At 34.3% G+C, this 18,956-nt stretch carries 16 protein-coding genes; 2 read left to right on the forward strand and 14 right to left on the reverse strand.

Annotated features, from left to right (window positions below; translation table 11 throughout):
* Positions 1-15: 15 nt before the first annotated feature.
* The 5 genes from ACFVR2_RS17940 to ACFVR2_RS17960 are packed head-to-tail and all read right to left on the reverse strand — an operon-like array spanning position 16 to position 4,446.
* Positions 16-795 carry an ABC transporter permease gene (locus ACFVR2_RS17940; protein ID WP_387364625.1) on the reverse strand — a complete coding sequence of 260 codons (780 nt, stop codon included), beginning with the start codon at positions 793-795 and terminating at the stop codon, positions 16-18.
* Positions 796-807: 12 nt separating this feature from the next.
* A complete protein-coding gene (locus ACFVR2_RS17945) occupies positions 808-1,530 on the reverse strand; it encodes a phosphate ABC transporter ATP-binding protein (protein WP_387364628.1) in 723 nt (240 codons plus the stop codon).
* Positions 1,531-1,590: 60 nt separating this feature from the next.
* Complete coding sequence (locus ACFVR2_RS17950; RefSeq protein WP_387364631.1) at positions 1,591-2,391, reverse strand: ABC transporter ATP-binding protein; 801 nt, start codon at positions 2,389-2,391, stop codon at positions 1,591-1,593.
* 4 nt (positions 2,392-2,395) lie between these two features.
* A complete protein-coding gene (locus ACFVR2_RS17955) occupies positions 2,396-3,448 on the reverse strand; it encodes a FecCD family ABC transporter permease (RefSeq protein ID WP_387364634.1) in 1,053 nt (350 codons plus the stop codon).
* Positions 3,445-4,446, reverse strand: a complete 1,002-nt coding sequence (locus ACFVR2_RS17960; protein WP_387364637.1) for a FecCD family ABC transporter permease — start codon at positions 4,444-4,446, stop codon at positions 3,445-3,447. The genes ACFVR2_RS17955 and ACFVR2_RS17960 overlap by 4 nt, the downstream gene beginning before the upstream one ends.
* A 169-nt stretch (positions 4,447-4,615) precedes the next feature.
* Between ACFVR2_RS17960 and ACFVR2_RS17965 the strand changes: the two genes are divergently transcribed.
* The gene (locus tag ACFVR2_RS17965) at positions 4,616-5,575 is read left to right on the forward strand and encodes an ABC transporter substrate-binding protein (protein WP_387364640.1); all 960 of its coding nucleotides are present in this window, start codon (positions 4,616-4,618) and stop codon (positions 5,573-5,575) included.
* A 106-nt stretch (positions 5,576-5,681) separates the two neighbouring features.
* Here the strand turns inward: ACFVR2_RS17965 and ACFVR2_RS17970 are convergent, their stop codons facing one another.
* The 7 genes from ACFVR2_RS17970 to ACFVR2_RS18000 form a co-directional block, all read right to left on the reverse strand.
* Entirely contained in the window at positions 5,682-6,221 is a 540-nt protein-coding gene (locus ACFVR2_RS17970) for a GNAT family N-acetyltransferase (protein WP_387364643.1), read from the reverse strand.
* A gap of 235 nt (positions 6,222-6,456) precedes the next feature.
* Entirely contained in the window at positions 6,457-7,158 is a 702-nt protein-coding gene (locus ACFVR2_RS17975; RefSeq protein WP_387364646.1) for a response regulator, read from the reverse strand.
* The gene (locus ACFVR2_RS17980; protein WP_387364649.1) at positions 7,124-8,758 is read right to left on the reverse strand and encodes an ATP-binding protein; all 1,635 of its coding nucleotides are present in this window, start codon (positions 8,756-8,758) and stop codon (positions 7,124-7,126) included. Before ACFVR2_RS17980 ends, ACFVR2_RS17975 begins: the two co-directional genes overlap by 35 nt.
* Before the next feature lie 69 nt (positions 8,759-8,827).
* Positions 8,828-10,333 carry a tripartite tricarboxylate transporter permease gene (locus ACFVR2_RS17985; protein ID WP_387365077.1) on the reverse strand — a complete coding sequence of 502 codons (1,506 nt, stop codon included), beginning with the start codon at positions 10,331-10,333 and terminating at the stop codon, positions 8,828-8,830.
* A 46-nt stretch (positions 10,334-10,379) separates the two neighbouring features.
* Complete coding sequence (locus ACFVR2_RS17990) at positions 10,380-10,832, reverse strand: tripartite tricarboxylate transporter TctB family protein (RefSeq protein WP_387364652.1); 453 nt, start codon at positions 10,830-10,832, stop codon at positions 10,380-10,382.
* Positions 10,833-10,896: 64 nt separating this feature from the next.
* Complete coding sequence (locus tag ACFVR2_RS17995) at positions 10,897-11,916, reverse strand: Bug family tripartite tricarboxylate transporter substrate binding protein (RefSeq protein WP_387364655.1); 1,020 nt, start codon at positions 11,914-11,916, stop codon at positions 10,897-10,899.
* 310 nt (positions 11,917-12,226) lie between these two features.
* Positions 12,227-14,614: an immune inhibitor A domain-containing protein gene (locus tag ACFVR2_RS18000; protein ID WP_387364658.1), complete on the reverse strand. Its 2,388-nt coding sequence runs from the start codon at positions 14,612-14,614 to the stop codon at positions 12,227-12,229.
* A gap of 220 nt (positions 14,615-14,834) precedes the next feature.
* On the opposite strand from ACFVR2_RS18000, the gene ACFVR2_RS18005 reads away from it, so the two are divergent.
* On the forward strand, positions 14,835-15,419 hold the full coding sequence (locus ACFVR2_RS18005; protein ID WP_387364661.1) for a DNA-3-methyladenine glycosylase: 585 nt from the start codon (positions 14,835-14,837) through the stop codon (positions 15,417-15,419).
* A 116-nt stretch (positions 15,420-15,535) separates the two neighbouring features.
* Here the strand turns inward: ACFVR2_RS18005 and ACFVR2_RS18010 are convergent, their stop codons facing one another.
* Both ACFVR2_RS18010 and glpK read right to left on the reverse strand, forming a co-directional pair.
* Positions 15,536-17,182 (reverse strand): glycerol-3-phosphate dehydrogenase/oxidase, encoded by a 1,647-nt coding sequence (locus ACFVR2_RS18010; protein WP_387364664.1) that lies wholly within the window; start codon positions 17,180-17,182, stop codon positions 15,536-15,538.
* A 139-nt stretch (positions 17,183-17,321) separates the two neighbouring features.
* Positions 17,322-18,812, reverse strand: a complete 1,491-nt coding sequence (gene glpK, locus ACFVR2_RS18015; protein ID WP_387364667.1) for a glycerol kinase GlpK — start codon at positions 18,810-18,812, stop codon at positions 17,322-17,324.
* Positions 18,813-18,956 lie beyond the last annotated feature (144 nt).

The following is an 18,956-nucleotide window of genomic DNA, read 5'->3' on the forward strand; positions in this document are numbered from 1 at the left end:
CTTCTCCCGCTATAATTATCCTTGTTCTATTATCGTTTCATATTTCAGTGAATCGTCTTTTGTGAAGAATTTTCTATAGGATAGAAGTGTTGAGGAGAATACACTAATTGCAATTGCACCAATTAAAATGCATTCTATTAGCAACTGATATTTAATCGCATATAAGGGACTTATGCCAGCAAAGATCATTCCTGTCATCGAGCCTGGTAAAGTAACAATCCCTACAGTTTTAGCTCGATCAATTGATGGAATTAAAGCAGCTTTAATTGAATTTTTTATGACATTATTTGAAGCTTGTTTAGTTGTTGCACCTAAACATAATGCAGCTTCAATTTGGTTTTTACTTGCCTGAATTTCAGCTCTAAGTCTTGTTAATGCTAAACTATTCGCATTCATTGATGTGCTAATTATCATACTTGATATTGGAATAACATATTGAGCTTTTAAAGCAATTTTGTTTGCTACCAATACGACTCCTAAAGAAATCATGACGCCTAGTAAAATACTAATAAATGAAATAAAAAATGCGCCTTCAATTTGGTGCGACCTTTTACTAGAAGTATAGGCACCAAATAAAATCATACAAAATAAAATAATGATTACAACTAATAAATGTTTAATTTGCAGTATGTACTCAAGTACATAGCCCATAATCATTAGTTGAATGACTGTCCTAACTGAAGAAATGCCAATGTCTTTTTCAACGCCGAGCTTTTGATAATAAGACAATCCAATAGCAATTATAATCAATAGGAATGTCAGCGATACACCTGTTATTTGCAAATTACCTTCCATTTCCCCACCTCTTTAAGCAATTGTAGAAAGGAAATTCTTCCCTAATTCAGTGCTAGGATTATTAAAAAATTCATTAACAGGACTCACTTCTACTAATTTCCCATCGATAAGTAACCCTACTCGATCAGCAATTTGTTGAACTAGATCCATATTATGTGTAACAAGAATAATTGTTAGATTTTCTTCTCTTTTTAAAGTTACAAGAAGCTCCTGAATATGTAGAGTCGATTGTGGATCTAATGCTGAAGTAATTTCATCACATAATAAAATAGTTGGTTTCATGGCTATTGCTCTTGCGATCGATACTCTTTGCTGTTGACCAATCGAAAGCGTTAATGCATTTCGATCAAGTAATTTCGTCTCTAATCCTACTTTTTCTAATAAAGATTTCGCTACTGTTTTGGAATCTGCCTTATCATAGCTACCGTTTAATTTGAGTCCAAACAAAATATTATCCTCTATGCTCCCTTCAAATAATGAAGGAGTTTGCAGGATCATTACTGTACTTTTTCTTAAATTCTGAGGAGTCATTTTATATATTGATTGTCCATTTAAATGAATTTCACCTTTGCTAATCGACTGTAATCGATTTAATGTCCGAAGCAATGTCGATTTCCCTGCCCCTGAAGTGCCAATTAAGCAAAAAATTTCACCCTTATTAGTTTGAAAAGTTATGTTTTTAAGAATCGAACTACCAAGAATATCTACACTTATATTGTTAATTGATAACGTCATTCTATCTCACCTCTTTCTAAATGAAAGGTGCCCTATACAAGGACACCTTTTTAAAGTTGATTATATTATTTTTCTTCCTCGCCCATGAGGTATGCAAAGTGGCGTTCCGAATAATGGATCCTTCACAATATCGCAGTTCATACAGAAAACGTCACAGATTAAGTTCCGATTAATGATTTTTTCTGGGCCTCCTTCTGCGTAAACTTCACCATTTGAAATCGCAACAACGTTGTGTGCATATCGACATGCTAGGTTAATATCATGTAGTACCATAACAATTGTACGCTGTTCTTTTTCATTTAATTCGTATAGTAAGTCTAAAATCTCGATTTGATGTGTTAAATCCAAATAGGTTGTTGGTTCATCTAATAGAATTGTATCTGTGTCCTGAGCCAATGTCATCGCAATCCAAGCACGTTGACGTTGTCCACCAGATAATGAATCGACTAATTGATCCTTTAAATCATACATATTTGTCATTTTTAAGGCATGATTTACTTTTTCTTCATCTTCTTTTGACCATTGTTTTAACCAAGTTTGATATGGATATCTTCCTTGTTTTACTAATTGAAAAACTGTTAAACCTTCAGGTGCAACAGGACTTTGAGGTAGGATTGAAAGATTACGTGCAATTTCCTTTGTAGGTCGCTTACTTATTTCTTTTCCATCAAGTAAGATGGTTCCACTTTTTGGTTGAAGTAATCTTGCAAGTGAACGAAGTAATGTTGATTTTCCGCACCCATTAGCTCCAATTAGCACTGTGATTTTTCCTTTTGGGACTTGAAAATTTAATTCGTTTATAATTGTTCGATCATCATACGATAACGTTAATTTTTCTGTTTCGATTGCGCTCGTTGACATCTTATCACCTTTTTCCAGTCTTAAATAATAAATAGATAAAATATGGTGCACCAATTACGGCAGTAAATACACCAGCAGGTATTTGAATTGGACTAAATACCGTTCTTCCAATTGTATCAGCCACTAATACCATGATGGCACCGATTATTCCAGATAAGGGAATCAATGCACCGTAAGAAGCACCAACTATTTTCCGAGCAATATGAGGTGCAATTAGTCCAACAAATGCGATTGCTCCTGCAAATGCAACTGCACCAGCTACTAATGCAGTACTTATAAATAACAAGATTAGTCGATTTTTTTCTACTTGAACACCTAAGCTTGTTGAAACTTCATCTCCAAGTTGTTGCGTATTGATATGTCTAATAAACGATAAAGCTAACACGATAAAAATTAGAGTCCAGACTGTAATGATTTTAACCTGTTCCCAGTTCGCTCCATAGACGCTCCCTGTTAACCACATATTCGCTTCAGTTGCTCTAAAAATAGGTCCAATAATCATAAAGAATGAAGTTGTGCTCTGAGCTAATGCTGAAAACCCTACCCCTACTAAAACTAATCTTAAAGGCCTTAATTCCCCATCCTTATAAGCTAAAGCATAGACAAATACTAAACTGATGATGGCACCGATAAATGCCGCTAATGGTAGCCATTTTATACTTACTGTTAATTGATTTGTACGATCATTACTAAAAATGGCTAAAAATAATACAACGGCAGCTCCTGCCCCGCCCGTTATCCCAAGAATATCTGGAGATGCTAGTGGGTTTCTAACTAACCCTTGAAGAATCGCTCCAGCAATCGCTAAAGAAAGCCCTGCAAAAACTGCAATGATGATTCGAGGCATACGAAATGCTTGAATAAATAATTCATCTATTTTTTCACCATCACCAAAAATAACAGATAATACTTTTGGAATTGAAATGTAACGGTCACCTAGCGTTAAGCTCACTATAAATGAACTGATCAGTAAAAGAAGTGCAATTATTAAAACGGAAAATGATCGTTTATTAAATAGTAGTGAAAAGTACTTGTTTCTTAATTTGATCATGTTCATTTTACTGTACCGCCTTTTCTTGCTAAGTAAATAAAAAATGGTGCACCAATAACTGCGGTCATAATACCAACTGGCGTTTCTTCTGGCATTAATATGTAACGCGATCCTACATCAGCTAATAGAAGTAAAATGGCTCCGAAAATACCACAAAATGGAATCATCCAGCGATAATCATTTTTAACGAATATTCTAACTATTTGAGGGACAATTATTCCAACTAATCCTATTGGCCCTGCTATACTTACAGCACCACCTGCTAGAATGATGACTAATACGACTAATGTCGTCTTTAATAAAGCAGTATTTTGACCTAGAGCTCTAGATACATCTTCTCCCAGCATGAACGTGTTAATCTTTCCACCAAGTGCAAGTGAGATCACCCAAGCTATTACGATATATGGTAATACCATATGTAAAGAATCGAGTGAACGACCTTGAACTGAACCTGCTAGCCAAAATAGAACTTGCTCTAATGCTACTTCATTTGTTACTAGTAGGCCTTGGGTAATTGAACTAAACATAGCTGCAATTGAAACACCCGCTAGTGTAATTTTTAATGGTGTCGCTCCGTCTCTCCCTATTGAACTTAACCCAAATACAAATACCGCTGATAATGTAGCTCCTATAAATGAAAGCCATATAGTCGCATTAGGTGATTGTAAATGGAAAAATGTAATACTAAGTACAATCATCATTGAGCTACCTGCGTTAATTCCTAGAACGCTAGGTGATGCTAAAGGATTTTTCGTTAAAACTTGCATAAATAAACCGGCGATTGCTAAGCTTGCTCCTACTATTGAAGCAATGATCGCTCTTGGAACCCGAACATTTTGAATAATTAACTGTTCATTAGATCCATCAAATTGTGTAAATGAATGGATTAAACTTGTAAAACTAGTATCCGTATATCCTAGTAAAATACTAGAAAAAAAACAAATTACTAATAATAAAATACAAGCTACTAATACGATAACTCTTGATCTTGGATGAATTAGCATTTTATATCTCCTACTATTCTATTCTCTTCTATTAGTCTAAATGATATGAATTATCAAGTCAATGAGAATGATTTTCATTTTCTTATTGACTTCTAATCAAATCTTAATCTATAATACTACTTGTCGAGAGAAGTGATAATCATTATCAACTAAAAAGGGAGACCATTCTATGAACAAACTAAAATTTTCTTCACTAATTGCTCTATTCATTGCAGCAATTATGGTATTAGGTGCTTGTGGTACAAAAAAATCAGATGAAGCTTCTAGTAGTGAAAGTAAAAAAGCAAATACAATTACGATTGAGCATGCAATGGGTACGACAAAAGTTCCTGTTAATCCAAAAAGAGTTGTTATTTTAACAAACGAAGGAACTGAAGCTTTACTAGCATTAGGTGTGAAACCGGTTGGTGCTGTTAAATCATGGACAGGAAACCCTTGGTACGATCATATTTCTAAAGAGATGGATGGCGTAGAAGTTGTAGGTGTGGAAAGTGAAGTTAACCTTGAGAAAATCGCTGGCTTAAAACCAGATTTAATCATCGGTAATAAAATGCGTCAAGAAAAAGTATATGAGCAATTAAGTGCAATTGCACCAACAGTTTTCGCTGAAACATTACGTGGAGATTGGCAAGAAAACTTCAAATTTTATGCAAAAGTTTTAAACAAAGAAGAACAAGGCAATAAAGTATTAGCTGATTATACAAAACGTGTTGAAGATCTAAAAGCTGAATTAGGCGATAAAGTAAATCAAAAAATTTCAATGGTCCGTTTCATGGGTGCTGATGTACGAATCTATCACCAAGATACATTCTCTGGTGTAATACTTAAACAATTAGGGTTCCAACGTCCAGAAGAACAAAATGCTCCTGATTTTGCAGAAAGAGGCGTAACAAAAGAACGTATTCCAGCGATGGATGGAGATTATCTATTCTACTTTACATTTGATGACGGTAAAGAATCTGGATCTAAGCTTGAAAAAGAATTTACAGAAGATCCTTTATTCAAAAAGTTAAATGCCTCTAAAAATGGACATGTGATTAAAGTAAATGATGTAACTTGGAACACTGCGGGTGGAATCAAGGCTGCTTACTTAATGTTAGATGACATTGAAAAGACTTTTACTAAATAATAGAATTTAAAAAGGTTTACCTTTATTGTCAGATTGAATGACAATTTAGGTAAACTTTTTTTGTTAAAGTCGGGATCTGGCTAATTTTTATACCTGCAATACTTGCTTATCCCGCTTTGCCTGCATCCTTGGAATTTCCTGCAATTAGCGTAAGCATCATATGCTCTTGGTCCCAATATTCATTGTTAAATTTTAAACTATTAGGTGTTTTAGCAAATGTTTTGAATCCTAGTTTTTCGTAGAGTTTTTTTGCTGTTTCGTTTCCTTCTATGATATTTAATGTAAGTTGTTCAAGTCCTAAGCTTTTTGCTAAATGGATTGCTTCTTCGATTAGAAGATAGCCTGCCCCCATTTTACGAGCTCTGGTAGATACATAGACAGACTCTATCTTTCCTTTGTGCTCTGCTTTAACCTTTTCAAATGTTTTTAAAGTTGCTACTCCAATTAATTCACCTTTGTCAGTAAATGCACCAATTGTATAATTTTTATCCTTATCTAAGATTTCTGCTTTGTATTCAATAGGGTCATCTTGATCAAGTATTTCATCCATAGTGGTACTAAAAACTTCAGGATTCTCTTTTAAACCTTCTAAACGAATATTAAGATAGATTTCTGCATCTTCTTTAGTTAATAAACGTATTTTCATACTTATCCCTCCGTAGTCTTGCAAAGTATATTTTATAAAACAAATGTAAGGTTTTCAACGCTTTCAAAAACCAGACTCTAGTAAACTCACATTGTCATAAACTTGTAAAAAACATAAAAAAACGCTTGTACACCAAGCGCTAAGACGATTCTTTTATCATGATTTTTCACAATTCCTGTTACAGAAATGTTAGGTTTGTCATAGACATTAAGTAAACTTTACTAATTCACACAATCTAATTTTTTATTAAATAAACTCTTTCTGGCCTTCCGATTGTTCCGTACGCTAAATCGGCTAATACTTTTCCTTCAGATACTAGATATTCTAAATATCGTCGGGCAGTTGTGCGACTAACGCCAATTTCTAGCCCTATATTCTCAGCAGTCATCCCATTATGAACTTCTTTTATCGCAAATAACACTTTATCTAAAGTAAGTTTATCAATTCCTTTAGGGTATATACTTTGCTCTCCAATTATCGAATTATTTTTTCCGATTAAACCATCTATTTCTTCCTGAGTTAGATAAGCACTTTTTGATTGTAGGCTTTGCACTTTATTTGAATAATTTACATAACGAATTAGAGACTTTTTAAAACGATCAAAAATGACTGGCTTAATAATAAAATCAAATACACCATAATGTAAGGCCTTATTAACAGAATCGATTTCTTTGGATGCTGTAATCATAATAACATCTGCCAAAATTGAATGTTTCTTCATCCATTGTAAAAAATCTAAGCCATTCATATCCGGAAAATAAACATCTAGTAATACTAGCTGCGGTTTTAGAATCTCAATTAAATCAACTGCTTCTTGGTAATTTGTCGCAATACCAATTACACTAAACCCTTCAATTCTTTCAATAAATCGTTGATGAATTTCTGCAATTCTACTATCATCTTCAACTATTAACACTTCTATTAAATTCTTTTTCATCGTATCTGTTACTCTCCTTTTGGCGTTTCGGAATGGCAACAATAAAAGTAGTTCCCCCATGTTCATTTGAATGAAAAGTAATTTGTCCGTTTAATTTATGGAGTAATCTTTGAACTAAGTGAAGTCCGATCCCTGAGTTTTTAGATTTCTCCTTAGAAGTAATACCATATTCAAAAATCTCATCGATTAATTCTTCAGGAATTCCGTTTGCATTGTCCTCAATTTCAATCACTAAATCTTCACCTAAATCAGTAAGAAATAGTGAAACAAGCTTTTCTGATTTATTCGTTTCTAATACTGCATCGAATGCGTTATTTAATAGATTTCCGATTATGGTTATTAGGTCTTCCCGATTTATTTCTTTTGGAACATCTGCAAAACTACTATTATAGTCAATGTTAAAGTCTACTTTTAACTCATTAGCTAAACTTATTTTGCCTAATAGAAGTCCTGCAACAACAGGGTCTGAAATTTCTTCCATAATAAACTGGATTATATTTTGGGTTATATTTGATTCCTTTGAAATTAATTCAATCGCTTCCTGATAAGATTCAAGCTGTATTAAGCCCAAAATTGTATGTAACTTATTCGAATATTCATGTGCCTGTGCTCTAAGGCCTTCCGAATATGCTTTTATTTGCGATAGTTCATTTAGCAATTTATTCAATTCTGATTTTTCCCTAAAGGTTGTTACTGCCCCAACAACTTTAGAATTCACTCCAACAATCGGTATACAATTAATAATCATTACTTTTTCATTGATTAAAAACTCTAAATCATAAATTGGCTTACCAGTTTCAACTACTTTCTTCAGATGCGAATTATGCAATATGTCTTCTATTTTTAATCCTCTAAGCTTTATATTATTAGGAATAGAAAGTACTTTATGAGCATTTTCATTTACTACCGTAATCTCTCCGTATTCATCAATCGCAATAATCCCTTCATGAATGGATTCTAAAATTGCGTGTTTTTCTTTGTACATCCTTCCAATTTCTTTCGGCTCCAATCCGAAGATCGATTTTTTAATATTAAATGAAATTAAAAAAGCTACTCCTATTCCAAGTAATAATATGACAATACTATTTTTTATTAGTTTTTTACTAAACGCTTTTGCCTCATGATCGATATCCTTTATTAAGTAGCCTACAGAAACAACTCCAATTACATTGCCATTATCATCAAAAATAGGAGCTTTTCCCCTTAAAGAAGGACCGAGTGTACCAGTTGATTCTGATACGATTTCCTGTCCCTTAAATACTTTATCATTATCTCCTCCAACCATTTTCTGACCAATTAGCAATGGGTTTGGATGGGAATAACGTACTTCATTTATATTTCCTACAACGATAAATTCCGCTCCAACTTTCTTTCGGATCTTTTCAACGATTGGCTGAATGATTCCCGATGGATTTTTACCTGAAAATGATTCACGAACTTCTGGCATATTTGCCACTGTTTGAGAAATAGCTAAAGCCTTTAGTCCCTTTTCATGTTTAAGGTTTTTTAGAAACATTTCTTGAGATACTATTTCAAAAACACTACTAATAACTAGAATGAGTACAGAAATAAAGATGATCAACTTATAATGTAAACGCATAAAATTTCTCCTTATATTTTTATAATAATCAAAAAACTCCTTTTATTAAAGGAGTTTTGTTAGAATATTTTAAGCTTCTACATTAATAACTACTTCTTTACCTCTCAATTTAATAATAATTGGAATGAGGATCCAAAGAACACCAATTATTAAAAATACTAATGAAATAGGATGAGTAAAGAAAATACTATAATCACCATTTGATACAGTCAAAGCTCTTCTTAAATTATTCTCTATCATTGGACCTAAAACGATTCCTAATACTAATGGTGCGATTGGAAAATCATTTTTTGAAAGGAAATATCCGAAAATACCACATGCTATTAAAAGAAGTAAATCATTAACAGATACTTGAACGGCATAAACACCAAATATTGAAATGGCTACAATTAGTGGCAATAAGTATTTCTTCGGCGTTTGAATAATCTTTGCAAATATTTTTACTAAAGGCATGTTTAAGATAATAAGCATTACGTTACCAATAAACATACTCGCAATTAATCCCCATGCCACATCAGGATGTTCATCGAATAATAGTGGCCCCGGTTGTATGTTATACATCATTAAAGCACCCATTAAGATTGCAGTTGTTCCTGAACTTGGAATCCCTAAAGTTAATAAAGGAATCATCGCTCCTCCAGATGCGGCATTGTTTGCTGACTCAGGAGATGCAACTCCAGCAATTGTACCAGTTCCAAACTTTTCTGGCGTTTTACTAACCTTCTTTTCTAAAATATAAGCAAAAAATGAAGCTAAAATAGCACCCGCTCCCGGTAATAAACCGACGAAAAATCCTAATATAGATCCCCTAGCGATCGGTGCTACACTTTCTTTTAATTCTTCTTTAGATGGTAATAAATTATTAATCTTTGCCATCTCGCCATCTTCAATTTCATTTTCAATAATAGTTTTAAATACTTCCCCTAGAGCAAATAATCCTACCGCTATTGTTAAAAATTCTAACCCTTGATAAAGCCATGGAATGTCATATGTAAAACGAGAAACTCCTGATACCGAATCAATTCCAATTGTAGCTAGTAGTAGTCCGAAAATCGTCATAATTAATGCTTTTGTTACCGACTTTCCTGCTAGTCCACTTACTGCACACAAACCAAGAAGCATTAGTGAAAAGTATTCAGCTGGACCGAACTTAATAGCTAATGCCGATAATGGTTTTGCTAATACAATCAGTGCAATAAGAGTAAAAATCCCTGCCACAAATGAACCAATTGCTGCGATTGACAAAGCACTTCCCGCTCTACCTTTTTTAGCCATTTGATAGCCATCTAAAGTCGTCACTACCGAAGAAGATTCACCTGGAGTATTTAATAAAATTGATGTAGTAGAACCACCATACATAGCACCATAATATACGCCAGCTAATAAAATAATTGCACTCCCCGCTGCTTGCTCAGGTCCTAAAAAACCAGTAACCGAAGCAGTAACAGGTATTAATAAAGCGACCCCACTCATTGGCCCAATACCAGGTAATACCCCTACAGCTGTACCAATTAATACTCCGGCAAAAGCAAACAATAAGTTGTACCATGTAAATGCAGTTTCAAATCCCTGCATTAAATATTGAAAAGTACTCAAGTTAATAACTCTCCCTTCTTTTTTCTTAAAACCAAATTGACCAAACTGGTAGCGTACCTTTTAAAACATCGACAAAAATAAAATAAATAATGAGAGAGTAACCTAATGAAATCGAAAGTGACTTTATCCAGTTTCCACGCTCCATTGTTTGAATTGCAACAATCAGGAATAAAAACGAACTAATAATAAAACCGATTTTCTCAAGTAAAAGTGCATAAAGAATAGCTGAAGCTAGGATGATAAAAAATTGCTTATAATTATATTGAACTGTTTCTTTTTCTTTTCCCTTATAAGAAAATGTTTCATAAAATAACCTACAGCTTAATAGGGACAGCGCACAGCCAAGTATAAATGGAAAAACGTTCGGGCCAACTACACTTCCATAAGCAGTGGCAGCTATATTTCGACTTTCGATAATAAAAGTTATACCTGTAATAAGAAATATGATAGCTGCTAATCGATCAAACTTTTTATTCATGTATCTCACCTCTTTATGTTCAGTAATGGAAAAGAAGGAGTGTTTTTCCCCTTCTTTATTTCAACTATTTATTCATTCCTAATGCTTTTAATAAATCTTGAACTTGTGTTTCTTGTTCTGATAAGAACGAATTAAATTCTTTACCATCTTTATATTCCGGCTGCCAGCCTTGCTTTTCTACTTCTTCTTTCCATACGTCTGTCTCAACTAATTTTGAAATTGTTTTTTCCCAATATGAGTATGCATCCTTAGACATTTTCTCTGGTCCAAAAACCCCACGCCAAATGATAAACTCGGCATCTATTCCTTGCTCTTTAGCTGTTGGAAACTTAGACAATACATCTCCTTGTAAACGTTCAGGTGATGTTACCGCTAAAACTTTAACTTTACCTGATTTAACAAACTCAAGCGTACTAGAGACATCAGTCGAAATGACATCCGCGTTATTCCCTAATAATGCTGTTATTGCCTCTGAACCACCATCATAGGAAACATACTTAATTTTCGTAGGATCAATACCAAATTTATAAGCCGGTAAAATTCCGATTAAATGATCCATAGAACCAGGTGCAGATCCCCCAGCTAAAGTAATATTCTTTGGATTCCTTTTAATATCTTCTAAGAGTGATTTTAAATCTTTATACTTAGAATCAGCTTTTACAACGATTGCTCCATAATCCTTTGTTAGCTGAGCTAAAGGTGTACTATTTTTATAGCCATACGGGCTATTTCCCTCTTTTTTCAAATTGTTAATAATAATTGGTGGTGAGTTTACGAATAATTTTTCATTATTGGCCTTATCTTGTGTAGCATATTCAGCCATGAATACTGTACCGCCACCGCCTGGCTTATTTTCTACCGTCATAGGTTCTTTAACAAGTTTTGTTTCACTTAATACTTTAGTGAACGATCTTGCCGTTAAATCCCATCCGCCACCTGCTCCAGATGGTGCTACAACCGAAATTGCCTTATTAGGATAAGATGAGCTATTGCCTCCCGTCGATACACTACTACTTTTACAAGCCGCAAGACTTACCGCGATTAAAGAAGTCATTACGAACAAACTAGTCTTTTTAAATTTCACCTATAGTTCCTCCCTTTTTGGAAACGCTTTCTAATACAAGTATTATAATTTAATAATTCTGAAAAAAGTTTTTATGAACGTTAAAGACGTAAAGTCCATTAAAACCATTTTGTTCATAAAAACCACGATAAAATAACTCGCTGATTGGCGAGCCTTTAGGCAAGTTTATGAGTAACTATAATTGCTAAAATATGAAATTTACTTACTCATGACAGGTTCATGAGTAAATAAGATTACAACTCATTTTTCAGGCAGTCTAAAACAAAAAAAATACGAGCCTGATAGTATATCAGACTCGTATTCTTTAAACTTATTTATGAATCCAAACAGCACCAGCTGAATTATCTTTTGCTTCCCCAATAACTTGGAATTTTAATCCGTAGTTAGGTACTTTTCTTCCTGCATCTGGAATTAAAGTATTTTGGTAACTATGCGAATCATCAAACTCTGTTACACCAGGTAGTCCAGCATAATCAAAGATCCCACGAGATGGTGAGTTAAAGTAGAATTCAGGAGATTTGTCGTAACTGAAAGCTGCGTCAGCTACTTGGTAACGAGTACTTTGTGATACTGATGGTTTACCATTTAATGTACCAACCATAGCTTCTGGGTGAGCATCTACAACACCTAAGAAACCTTCACCTGGGTGAACACCTGTCCAGTTATCTGTGTAGCTATCATCACCATACCAAACTACTAAACCAGTATTATACTTAACTCCGCGAGCATACTCTAATGCTTTATCAGAGCCAGCGTAGTTTCTCCACTCTAGGTAGTAGTAGTGATTTTTAAATTCAGTTCCATTAGATACAGTTGCTTTGTCTAATGTAAATGCTGGAGTTCCTTCAGCACCATCAGTAAATTTAACTGTACCGTCAACAGTTAATTTTGCTTCGTCGAAAGCAAATCCTGCAGGAGATAGTCCACCATCAGTAACATATTCAAATTGAACTTTTACATTTTTGCCTTTGTATGCAGATAAGTCATAAACTTTATCTACCCAAAGCCCTTTAGATGTATCAAGCCCACCTGCAATATTTTTAGTACCAATCGTATCAATTGTTGCAAGTTTAGCGCCAGTTGTTGCATCTAATACATTTACATACAGATAGTCATAATTGTATTCAACTTCATAGTTTGCTTTGACAGCGAAGCTTGCATTTGTAGCTGCTGTTAAATTAAATACTGGTGAAGTCATCGTAGTACGGAGGTTATCACCTTTTGTACTATAGTAATACTTAGCACCAAATTGAGGTTGAATTTTACTTTTTACTTCTTTCTTTGGTAAGTTAACTTTTACTACACCTGGATTATTAGATTTAGTAACACTTTGGTCAATAAAAGTAGCAATACCTTTTTCGTCAATATCCTTATAATCTACTTCTGTCATATTAGCCCAGTTTCCACCAATTGTTTTTTGGAAATACTCTTTATTTTGCGGTGAAAAACTTGTAGGCGTCGTTCCTGCGATTGCTCCGTTCCAACTACCACCACTCATAACTGACCAAGAAGCAATTGGCTCACCATTACCTGAATACTGAGTATCGTACTCATCTGGTAATCCTAAATCATGACCAAATTCGTGGGCGAATACACCAACTGCTCCATCTTCTGGCTCAATTGTGTAATCATATGCAGCCATCAATCCGCCCCAATATGGAACCTTTGATTGTGTTCCTGGGAAAGAAGTTACTCCATTCAGTGTCCAACGGTGTGACCAGATTGCTTTATCCCCTAACTTACCTCCGCCAGCTTCTTGTCCAGTTCCAGCGTGAAGTACCATTAAATGGTCTACTAATCCATCAGGCTCATTAATGTTGCCATCACCATCAAGATCATAAATATCTAAATTATCAAAATCAGCTAAGTTTATGCCTGAATCAATTGCAGCACGTAATGATTCTTTAACTAAATCACGAGGACCTTTTGGGTTTAAATTATCATGTCCACCAGAAGGACTATCATCACCATATTCAGCTGCTTTTCCACTAACCGTTAACCAGTCTGTAACTGTACCTTTTACAGTATAGCTTCCACCAGATTGTTCTTCATAAAATTGTTTAAATGTTTTTACTTTTGAACCATCATTTAGAGTAAATTCTTTATCTCCGAAAAGCATGTCTTCGTAATGTTTTTTACTAAAATCATCAGTGTACATATACCCATCTTGTTTATCAATATTGTTATGTTTGAAATCAGCAAATTCAGTTAAGATTACTAATACTTTATCTTCACGTACTCCACCGTTATAGCCAGCTTGTTTTGCAGAATCAACTTTTACTACACCAGTTGGTTTGCCTTTTTTATAGTTTTCGTGGCCTTTATTTAATTGTGATAAAAGTTGAGCTTTACGTTTTTCTAATGTTGCTCTTTGTTTATCAGCAATTTCCGACTGAGACTGTGCTTGAACTTTCTCTTTATATTCACCTTGTTTTTCTTTTATGTATGCTTGTACTTTTTCTTTAGCGACTTCAGCGCTATCAGATTCTTTGATCTCGCCTCTGTCTCTTAAAGCTTTTTCTAATCTTTCTTCATCCACTACGTTTAAATCTAAATAAGGACTTTCTACTAATTGCTTACTTTCACTTTCAGTAGGAATTGCTGCTTTTGAAGTAACTCCAGTTGAAAAAATGGACATACTTAATGCTGTAGCTAGTGAGACACTCGATAATACCTTCCAGTAAGATGGTCTTGCCATAAATCTACACCCCTTTTCAGAATCTTCTAACAATAAGTCAATAGTACAAGCTTGAAGGGGATTGTACAATGAGCAATTATGAATAATTTCTAATAATTACCTTAATATATTTAATCTAATTTTAATATATTTATAATAATAGGAATAGGTAAATAGCCTTATTAACATGACAAATTAATACATTTTCTCTATTTATAAAACAATTTCCGAGGAGTTATTTATGAATTCGACATTAAAACAAGATTTCTTTTTAAAACCATCTATACAAGTAGCAAAGGACCTTTTAGGTCATATATTAGTTCATAATACTGATGAAATGGAACTTTCCGGAATAATTGTAGAGACCGAAGCATATATGGGGCCAGAAGATCGCGCTGCACATAGTTTTCAAAATCGACGTACGAAACGAACGGAAATCATGTTTCATGAGGAAGGTTACATCTACACTTATCAAATGCATACCCATACTTTAATTAATATTGTTTGTGAGAAAATTGGCCTACCACAGGCAGTATTAATTAGAGCACTAGAACCTGTGAACGGGATTGAAAAAATGATCGAATTTAGAAAAAATCAGCCGATTTCTAATTTAACGAATGGGCCAGGTAAGCTTACAAAGGCATTGAATATTACGATGGAGTCTTATGGAAAACCGATTTGGCTGCCACCCGTTTACATCAAGGAAGGAATTAAACCAGAACATATTAGTAGTGGTCCTAGGATTGGGATTGAAAACACTGGTGAAGCACGGGACTATCCATGGAGGTTTTGGATTACGGATAATAAATTCATATCTAAAAAATAAGAATACCCAGACTGTTGATCAACGTTCGCTCTTGGTCAGTCTGGGTTTCCTTATTTATGCTATTTTTACTTAAGAATCGTAAGGCGGCCTTACTGCTCTTATTACTTGTTTTAAAATCATTCATTATAAACAGTAACAGCGACTTTTATTTGCTCTTCCAATTCCAAACGGTATTCTACGATTTGGTATTTGCTCCAACTTAATCTATTCGCCATATAACGAATCACTTCGTCTTTATACTCATTAACTAGATCAATATGAAAATATAAAAATCCAGTTCTCCTAATAAAAAAATCGACTGGTTTAACAATCATTTCGTTTTGAATGCCATATTCCAGTTGTAAAAATAATGATAGTGGTAGATTAGTATCATTTTTCAAATCACTAAATGATATATTCATTAAATGCTCTATATTCGATCCATATACTCTACTTAATCTTTTATACTCCGCTTCACTTAATCCAATTGCGATACCAACAGAAGAAAATCGTTTTTTAAAATAATTAAATCCTTTTGATCCCCCAACATCTCCACCCGAAATTGGTAAATTTTTAGTCAGACATTCTCTAAATCTATTGTCATTATCTTTTAAAATAAGGTCTACAATTGTCTCCGCCATTTTACGATAACCTGTTAACTTTCCTCCGGCTATTGAAATTAGCCCAGAAGATGATTCCCAAATTTCATCTTTTCTTGAAATTTCAGAAGGATCTTTACCTTCTTCAAAAATTAAAGGACGAATGCCAGCCCAGCTCGATTCAACGTCAGTATCTTCTAGTTTTATTGTTGGAAACATATACTTAACGCAATTTAAAATATATTCCCTATCTTCATTACTTACTTTTGGATTAGCGGTATCCCGATCAAAAAATGTATCCGTTGTACCAACATAAGTCTTTCCATCTCTCGGAATTGCAAAGACCATCCGACCGTCTATCGTATCAAAATAAACAGACTGATTTAATGGAAACTTTTTATGATCAATAACTAAATGAACCCCTTTAGTTAGTCTAAGATTTTTATCACTTTCTAATCGTTCCATTTCCCTAAGCTGATCAACCCACGGTCCGGTTGCATTAACAATCCTCTTGGCGCGAATTGTAAAAGGTACTTTCGCGATTATATCGATTGCTTTTGCGCCTACTATTCTATTATTTTCATAGATGAAATCAGTCACTTCTACATAATTGATTGCCTGTGCTCCATGTTCAACTGCTTTTTTTATGACTTCGATTGTAAGGCGCGCATCATCCGTTCGATATTCAACATAATATCCTCCTGCTTTAAGTCCCTCCTTTTTAACTAGAGGCTCCTTTTCAATTGTTTCTTTTCGATTTAAAATCTTCCTTCGTTCATCTTTTTTCACACCGGCTAAGTAATCATATAATCTAAGGCCAAGAGAAGTAGTAAACTTACCAAAAGTTCCACCTTTATAAATAGGCAGTAACATCCATTCAGGTGTAGTTACATGTGGTCCATTTTCATAAACAATTGCTCGCTCTTTACCAACCTCTGCTACCATTTTAAATTCATACTGTTTTAAGTATCTCAAACCACCATGAACTAATTTAGTAGAACGACTGGATGTACCTGATGCAAAATCCTGCATCTCAACTAGGGCAGTACTCATCCCTCTAGTAGTAGCATCAAGTGCAATACCACAACCTGTTATTCCTCCACCAATTACTAATAAATCGAACTCTTTTTCAGCTAATGCTTTCTTAATCTTTTTTCTATTTAAACCCGAAAATTGTTCTTTCATTGTAAAACCTCACTTCAACAAATTTTCTAGTTGTTTTAAAAAGCTGCCATAAAAGAAAGCAATCTAAAATTAAAAAAGGACCGCTACAATAACAGATGCACGTAGAAAGGTCCTAGAATTTTGAAATTAAGTGTGTAACTTATTTAAATGCTAAAGCTGCATTAACTGCTTTTTTCCAGCCTGAATATAATTCATTACTTAATTCAGTTGTCATTTGCTGCTCAAAGCATTGATCCATTTGCCATTGCCCAGCTATTTCTTCTTGGTTTTTCCAAAATCCAACTGCTAAGCCAGCCAAGTAAGCCGCACCTAAAGCTGTTGTTTCATTTATAACAGGTCGCTCGACAGGTACATTCAAAATATCACTTTGAAATTGCATTAAGAAATTATTCCTTACTGCTCCCCCGTCTACTCGTAACGTTTTTAAAGAAATAGTTGAATCCGCCTCCATAGCAGTAAGCACATCTTTTGATTGATATGCAAGAGCTTCTAATGTAGCACGGATAAAATGTTCTTTAGATGTACCTCTCGTTAAACCAAATACTGCGCCACGGACTTCACTATCCCAGTAAGGTGTACCTAATCCTACAAAAGCAGGTACAACATAAACTCCCTCAGATGAAGTTACCCTAGTTGCATATTTCTCACTATCTGCAGCATTTTTAATCATTCTTAAACCATCACGTAACCACTGTATAGCAGAACCCGCTACAAATATACTCCCTTCAAGAGCATATTCAACTTTTCCGTCTATTCCCCATGCAATTGTAGTCAATAAACCATGATTTGACTTAACAGCATGATTTCCTGTATTCATAAGCATGAAGCAACCAGTTCCATACGTGTTTTTAGCCATTCCCTTTTCAAAGCAAGCCTGACCAAATAAAGCTGCTTGCTGGTCACCAGCTATGCCAGCAATCGGAATCTCACTACCAAAAAAATGATAACTTACAGTATTAGCATATACTTCTGAAGAAGGACGGACACTTGGAAGCATACACTCTGGAACATCTAACATTTTCAATAAATCTTTATCCCATTTTAATTCATGAATATTATACATCATCGTTCTAGAAGCATTTGAATAATCCGTAACATGTGCCCTACCACCAGAAAGCTTCCACACTAGCCAAGTATCAATCGTTCCAAATAATAAATCTCCTGCCTCAGCCTTTTCTCTAGCACCATCAATCTGATCAAGAATCCATTTTACTTTCGTACCCGAAAAATAGGCATCAATTAATAATCCTGTTTTTTCGCGAACTATTGAATCATAACCGTTCTTTTTCAGTTCCTCACAAATTTCAGCTGTTTGTCTTGATTGCCAAACGATTGCATGATAGATTGGAGCCCCTGTATGTTTATCCCAAACGACAGTCGTTTCACGTTGGTTAGTAATCCCAATTCCACTAATTTGATCATGACGAATATTTGATTCCGCAAGGCACGTTGCAATGACCGCAAGTACCGAACCCCAAATCTCATTTGCATTATGCTCTACCCAACCTGGCTTTGGAAAATATTGAGTAAACTCTTTTTGAGCTGTATGTACAATCTTACCTTTTTTATCAAACAAAATTGCTCTTGAGCTAGTCGTCCCTTGGTCAAGTGATAAAATATATTTTTCCATTTCAAATGACCTCCTTACTATCATTTTATGTAGGTGTAATTTAAAAATGCGACTTAGTATCTATTTAAAGATGAGTGTTGATTTCCACTCTTTAATGTCAGAAAAACAGGAACTAAATCAAAGAATTAATATCTATGAAAGAAT

The sequence above is a fragment of the Gottfriedia sp. NPDC057991 genome (assembly GCF_042886615.1).
GTDB lineage: Bacteria > Bacillota > Bacilli > Bacillales > Bacillaceae_G > Gottfriedia.

Excerpts from the sequence above, each read along its gene's own strand:
- ACFVR2_RS17940 (WP_387364625.1), bottom strand. The coding sequence starts at position 795 with ATGGAAGGTAATTTGCAAATAACAGGTGTATCGCTGACATTCCTATTG.
- ACFVR2_RS17945 (WP_387364628.1), bottom strand. The coding sequence starts at position 1,530 with ATGACGTTATCAATTAACAATATAAGTGTAGATATTCTTGGTAGTTCG.
- ACFVR2_RS17950 (WP_387364631.1), bottom strand. The coding sequence starts at position 2,391 with ATGTCAACGAGCGCAATCGAAACAGAAAAATTAACGTTATCGTATGAT.
- ACFVR2_RS17955 (WP_387364634.1), bottom strand. The coding sequence starts at position 3,448 with ATGAACATGATCAAATTAAGAAACAAGTACTTTTCACTACTATTTAAT.
- ACFVR2_RS17960 (WP_387364637.1), bottom strand. The coding sequence starts at position 4,446 with ATGCTAATTCATCCAAGATCAAGAGTTATCGTATTAGTAGCTTGTATT.
- ACFVR2_RS17965 (WP_387364640.1), top strand. The coding sequence starts at position 4,616 with ATGAACAAACTAAAATTTTCTTCACTAATTGCTCTATTCATTGCAGCA.
- ACFVR2_RS17970 (WP_387364643.1), bottom strand. The coding sequence starts at position 6,221 with ATGAAAATACGTTTATTAACTAAAGAAGATGCAGAAATCTATCTTAAT.
- ACFVR2_RS17975 (WP_387364646.1), bottom strand. The coding sequence starts at position 7,158 with ATGAAAAAGAATTTAATAGAAGTGTTAATAGTTGAAGATGATAGTAGA.
- ACFVR2_RS17980 (WP_387364649.1), bottom strand. The coding sequence starts at position 8,758 with ATGCGTTTACATTATAAGTTGATCATCTTTATTTCTGTACTCATTCTA.
- ACFVR2_RS17985 (WP_387365077.1), bottom strand. The coding sequence starts at position 10,333 with ATGCAGGGATTTGAAACTGCATTTACATGGTACAACTTATTGTTTGCT.
- ACFVR2_RS17990 (WP_387364652.1), bottom strand. The coding sequence starts at position 10,832 with ATGAATAAAAAGTTTGATCGATTAGCAGCTATCATATTTCTTATTACA.
- ACFVR2_RS18000 (WP_387364658.1), bottom strand. The coding sequence starts at position 14,614 with ATGGCAAGACCATCTTACTGGAAGGTATTATCGAGTGTCTCACTAGCT.
- ACFVR2_RS18005 (WP_387364661.1), top strand. The coding sequence starts at position 14,835 with ATGAATTCGACATTAAAACAAGATTTCTTTTTAAAACCATCTATACAA.
- ACFVR2_RS18010 (WP_387364664.1), bottom strand. The coding sequence starts at position 17,182 with ATGAAAGAACAATTTTCGGGTTTAAATAGAAAAAAGATTAAGAAAGCA.
- glpK (WP_387364667.1), bottom strand. The coding sequence starts at position 18,812 with ATGGAAAAATATATTTTATCACTTGACCAAGGGACGACTAGCTCAAGA.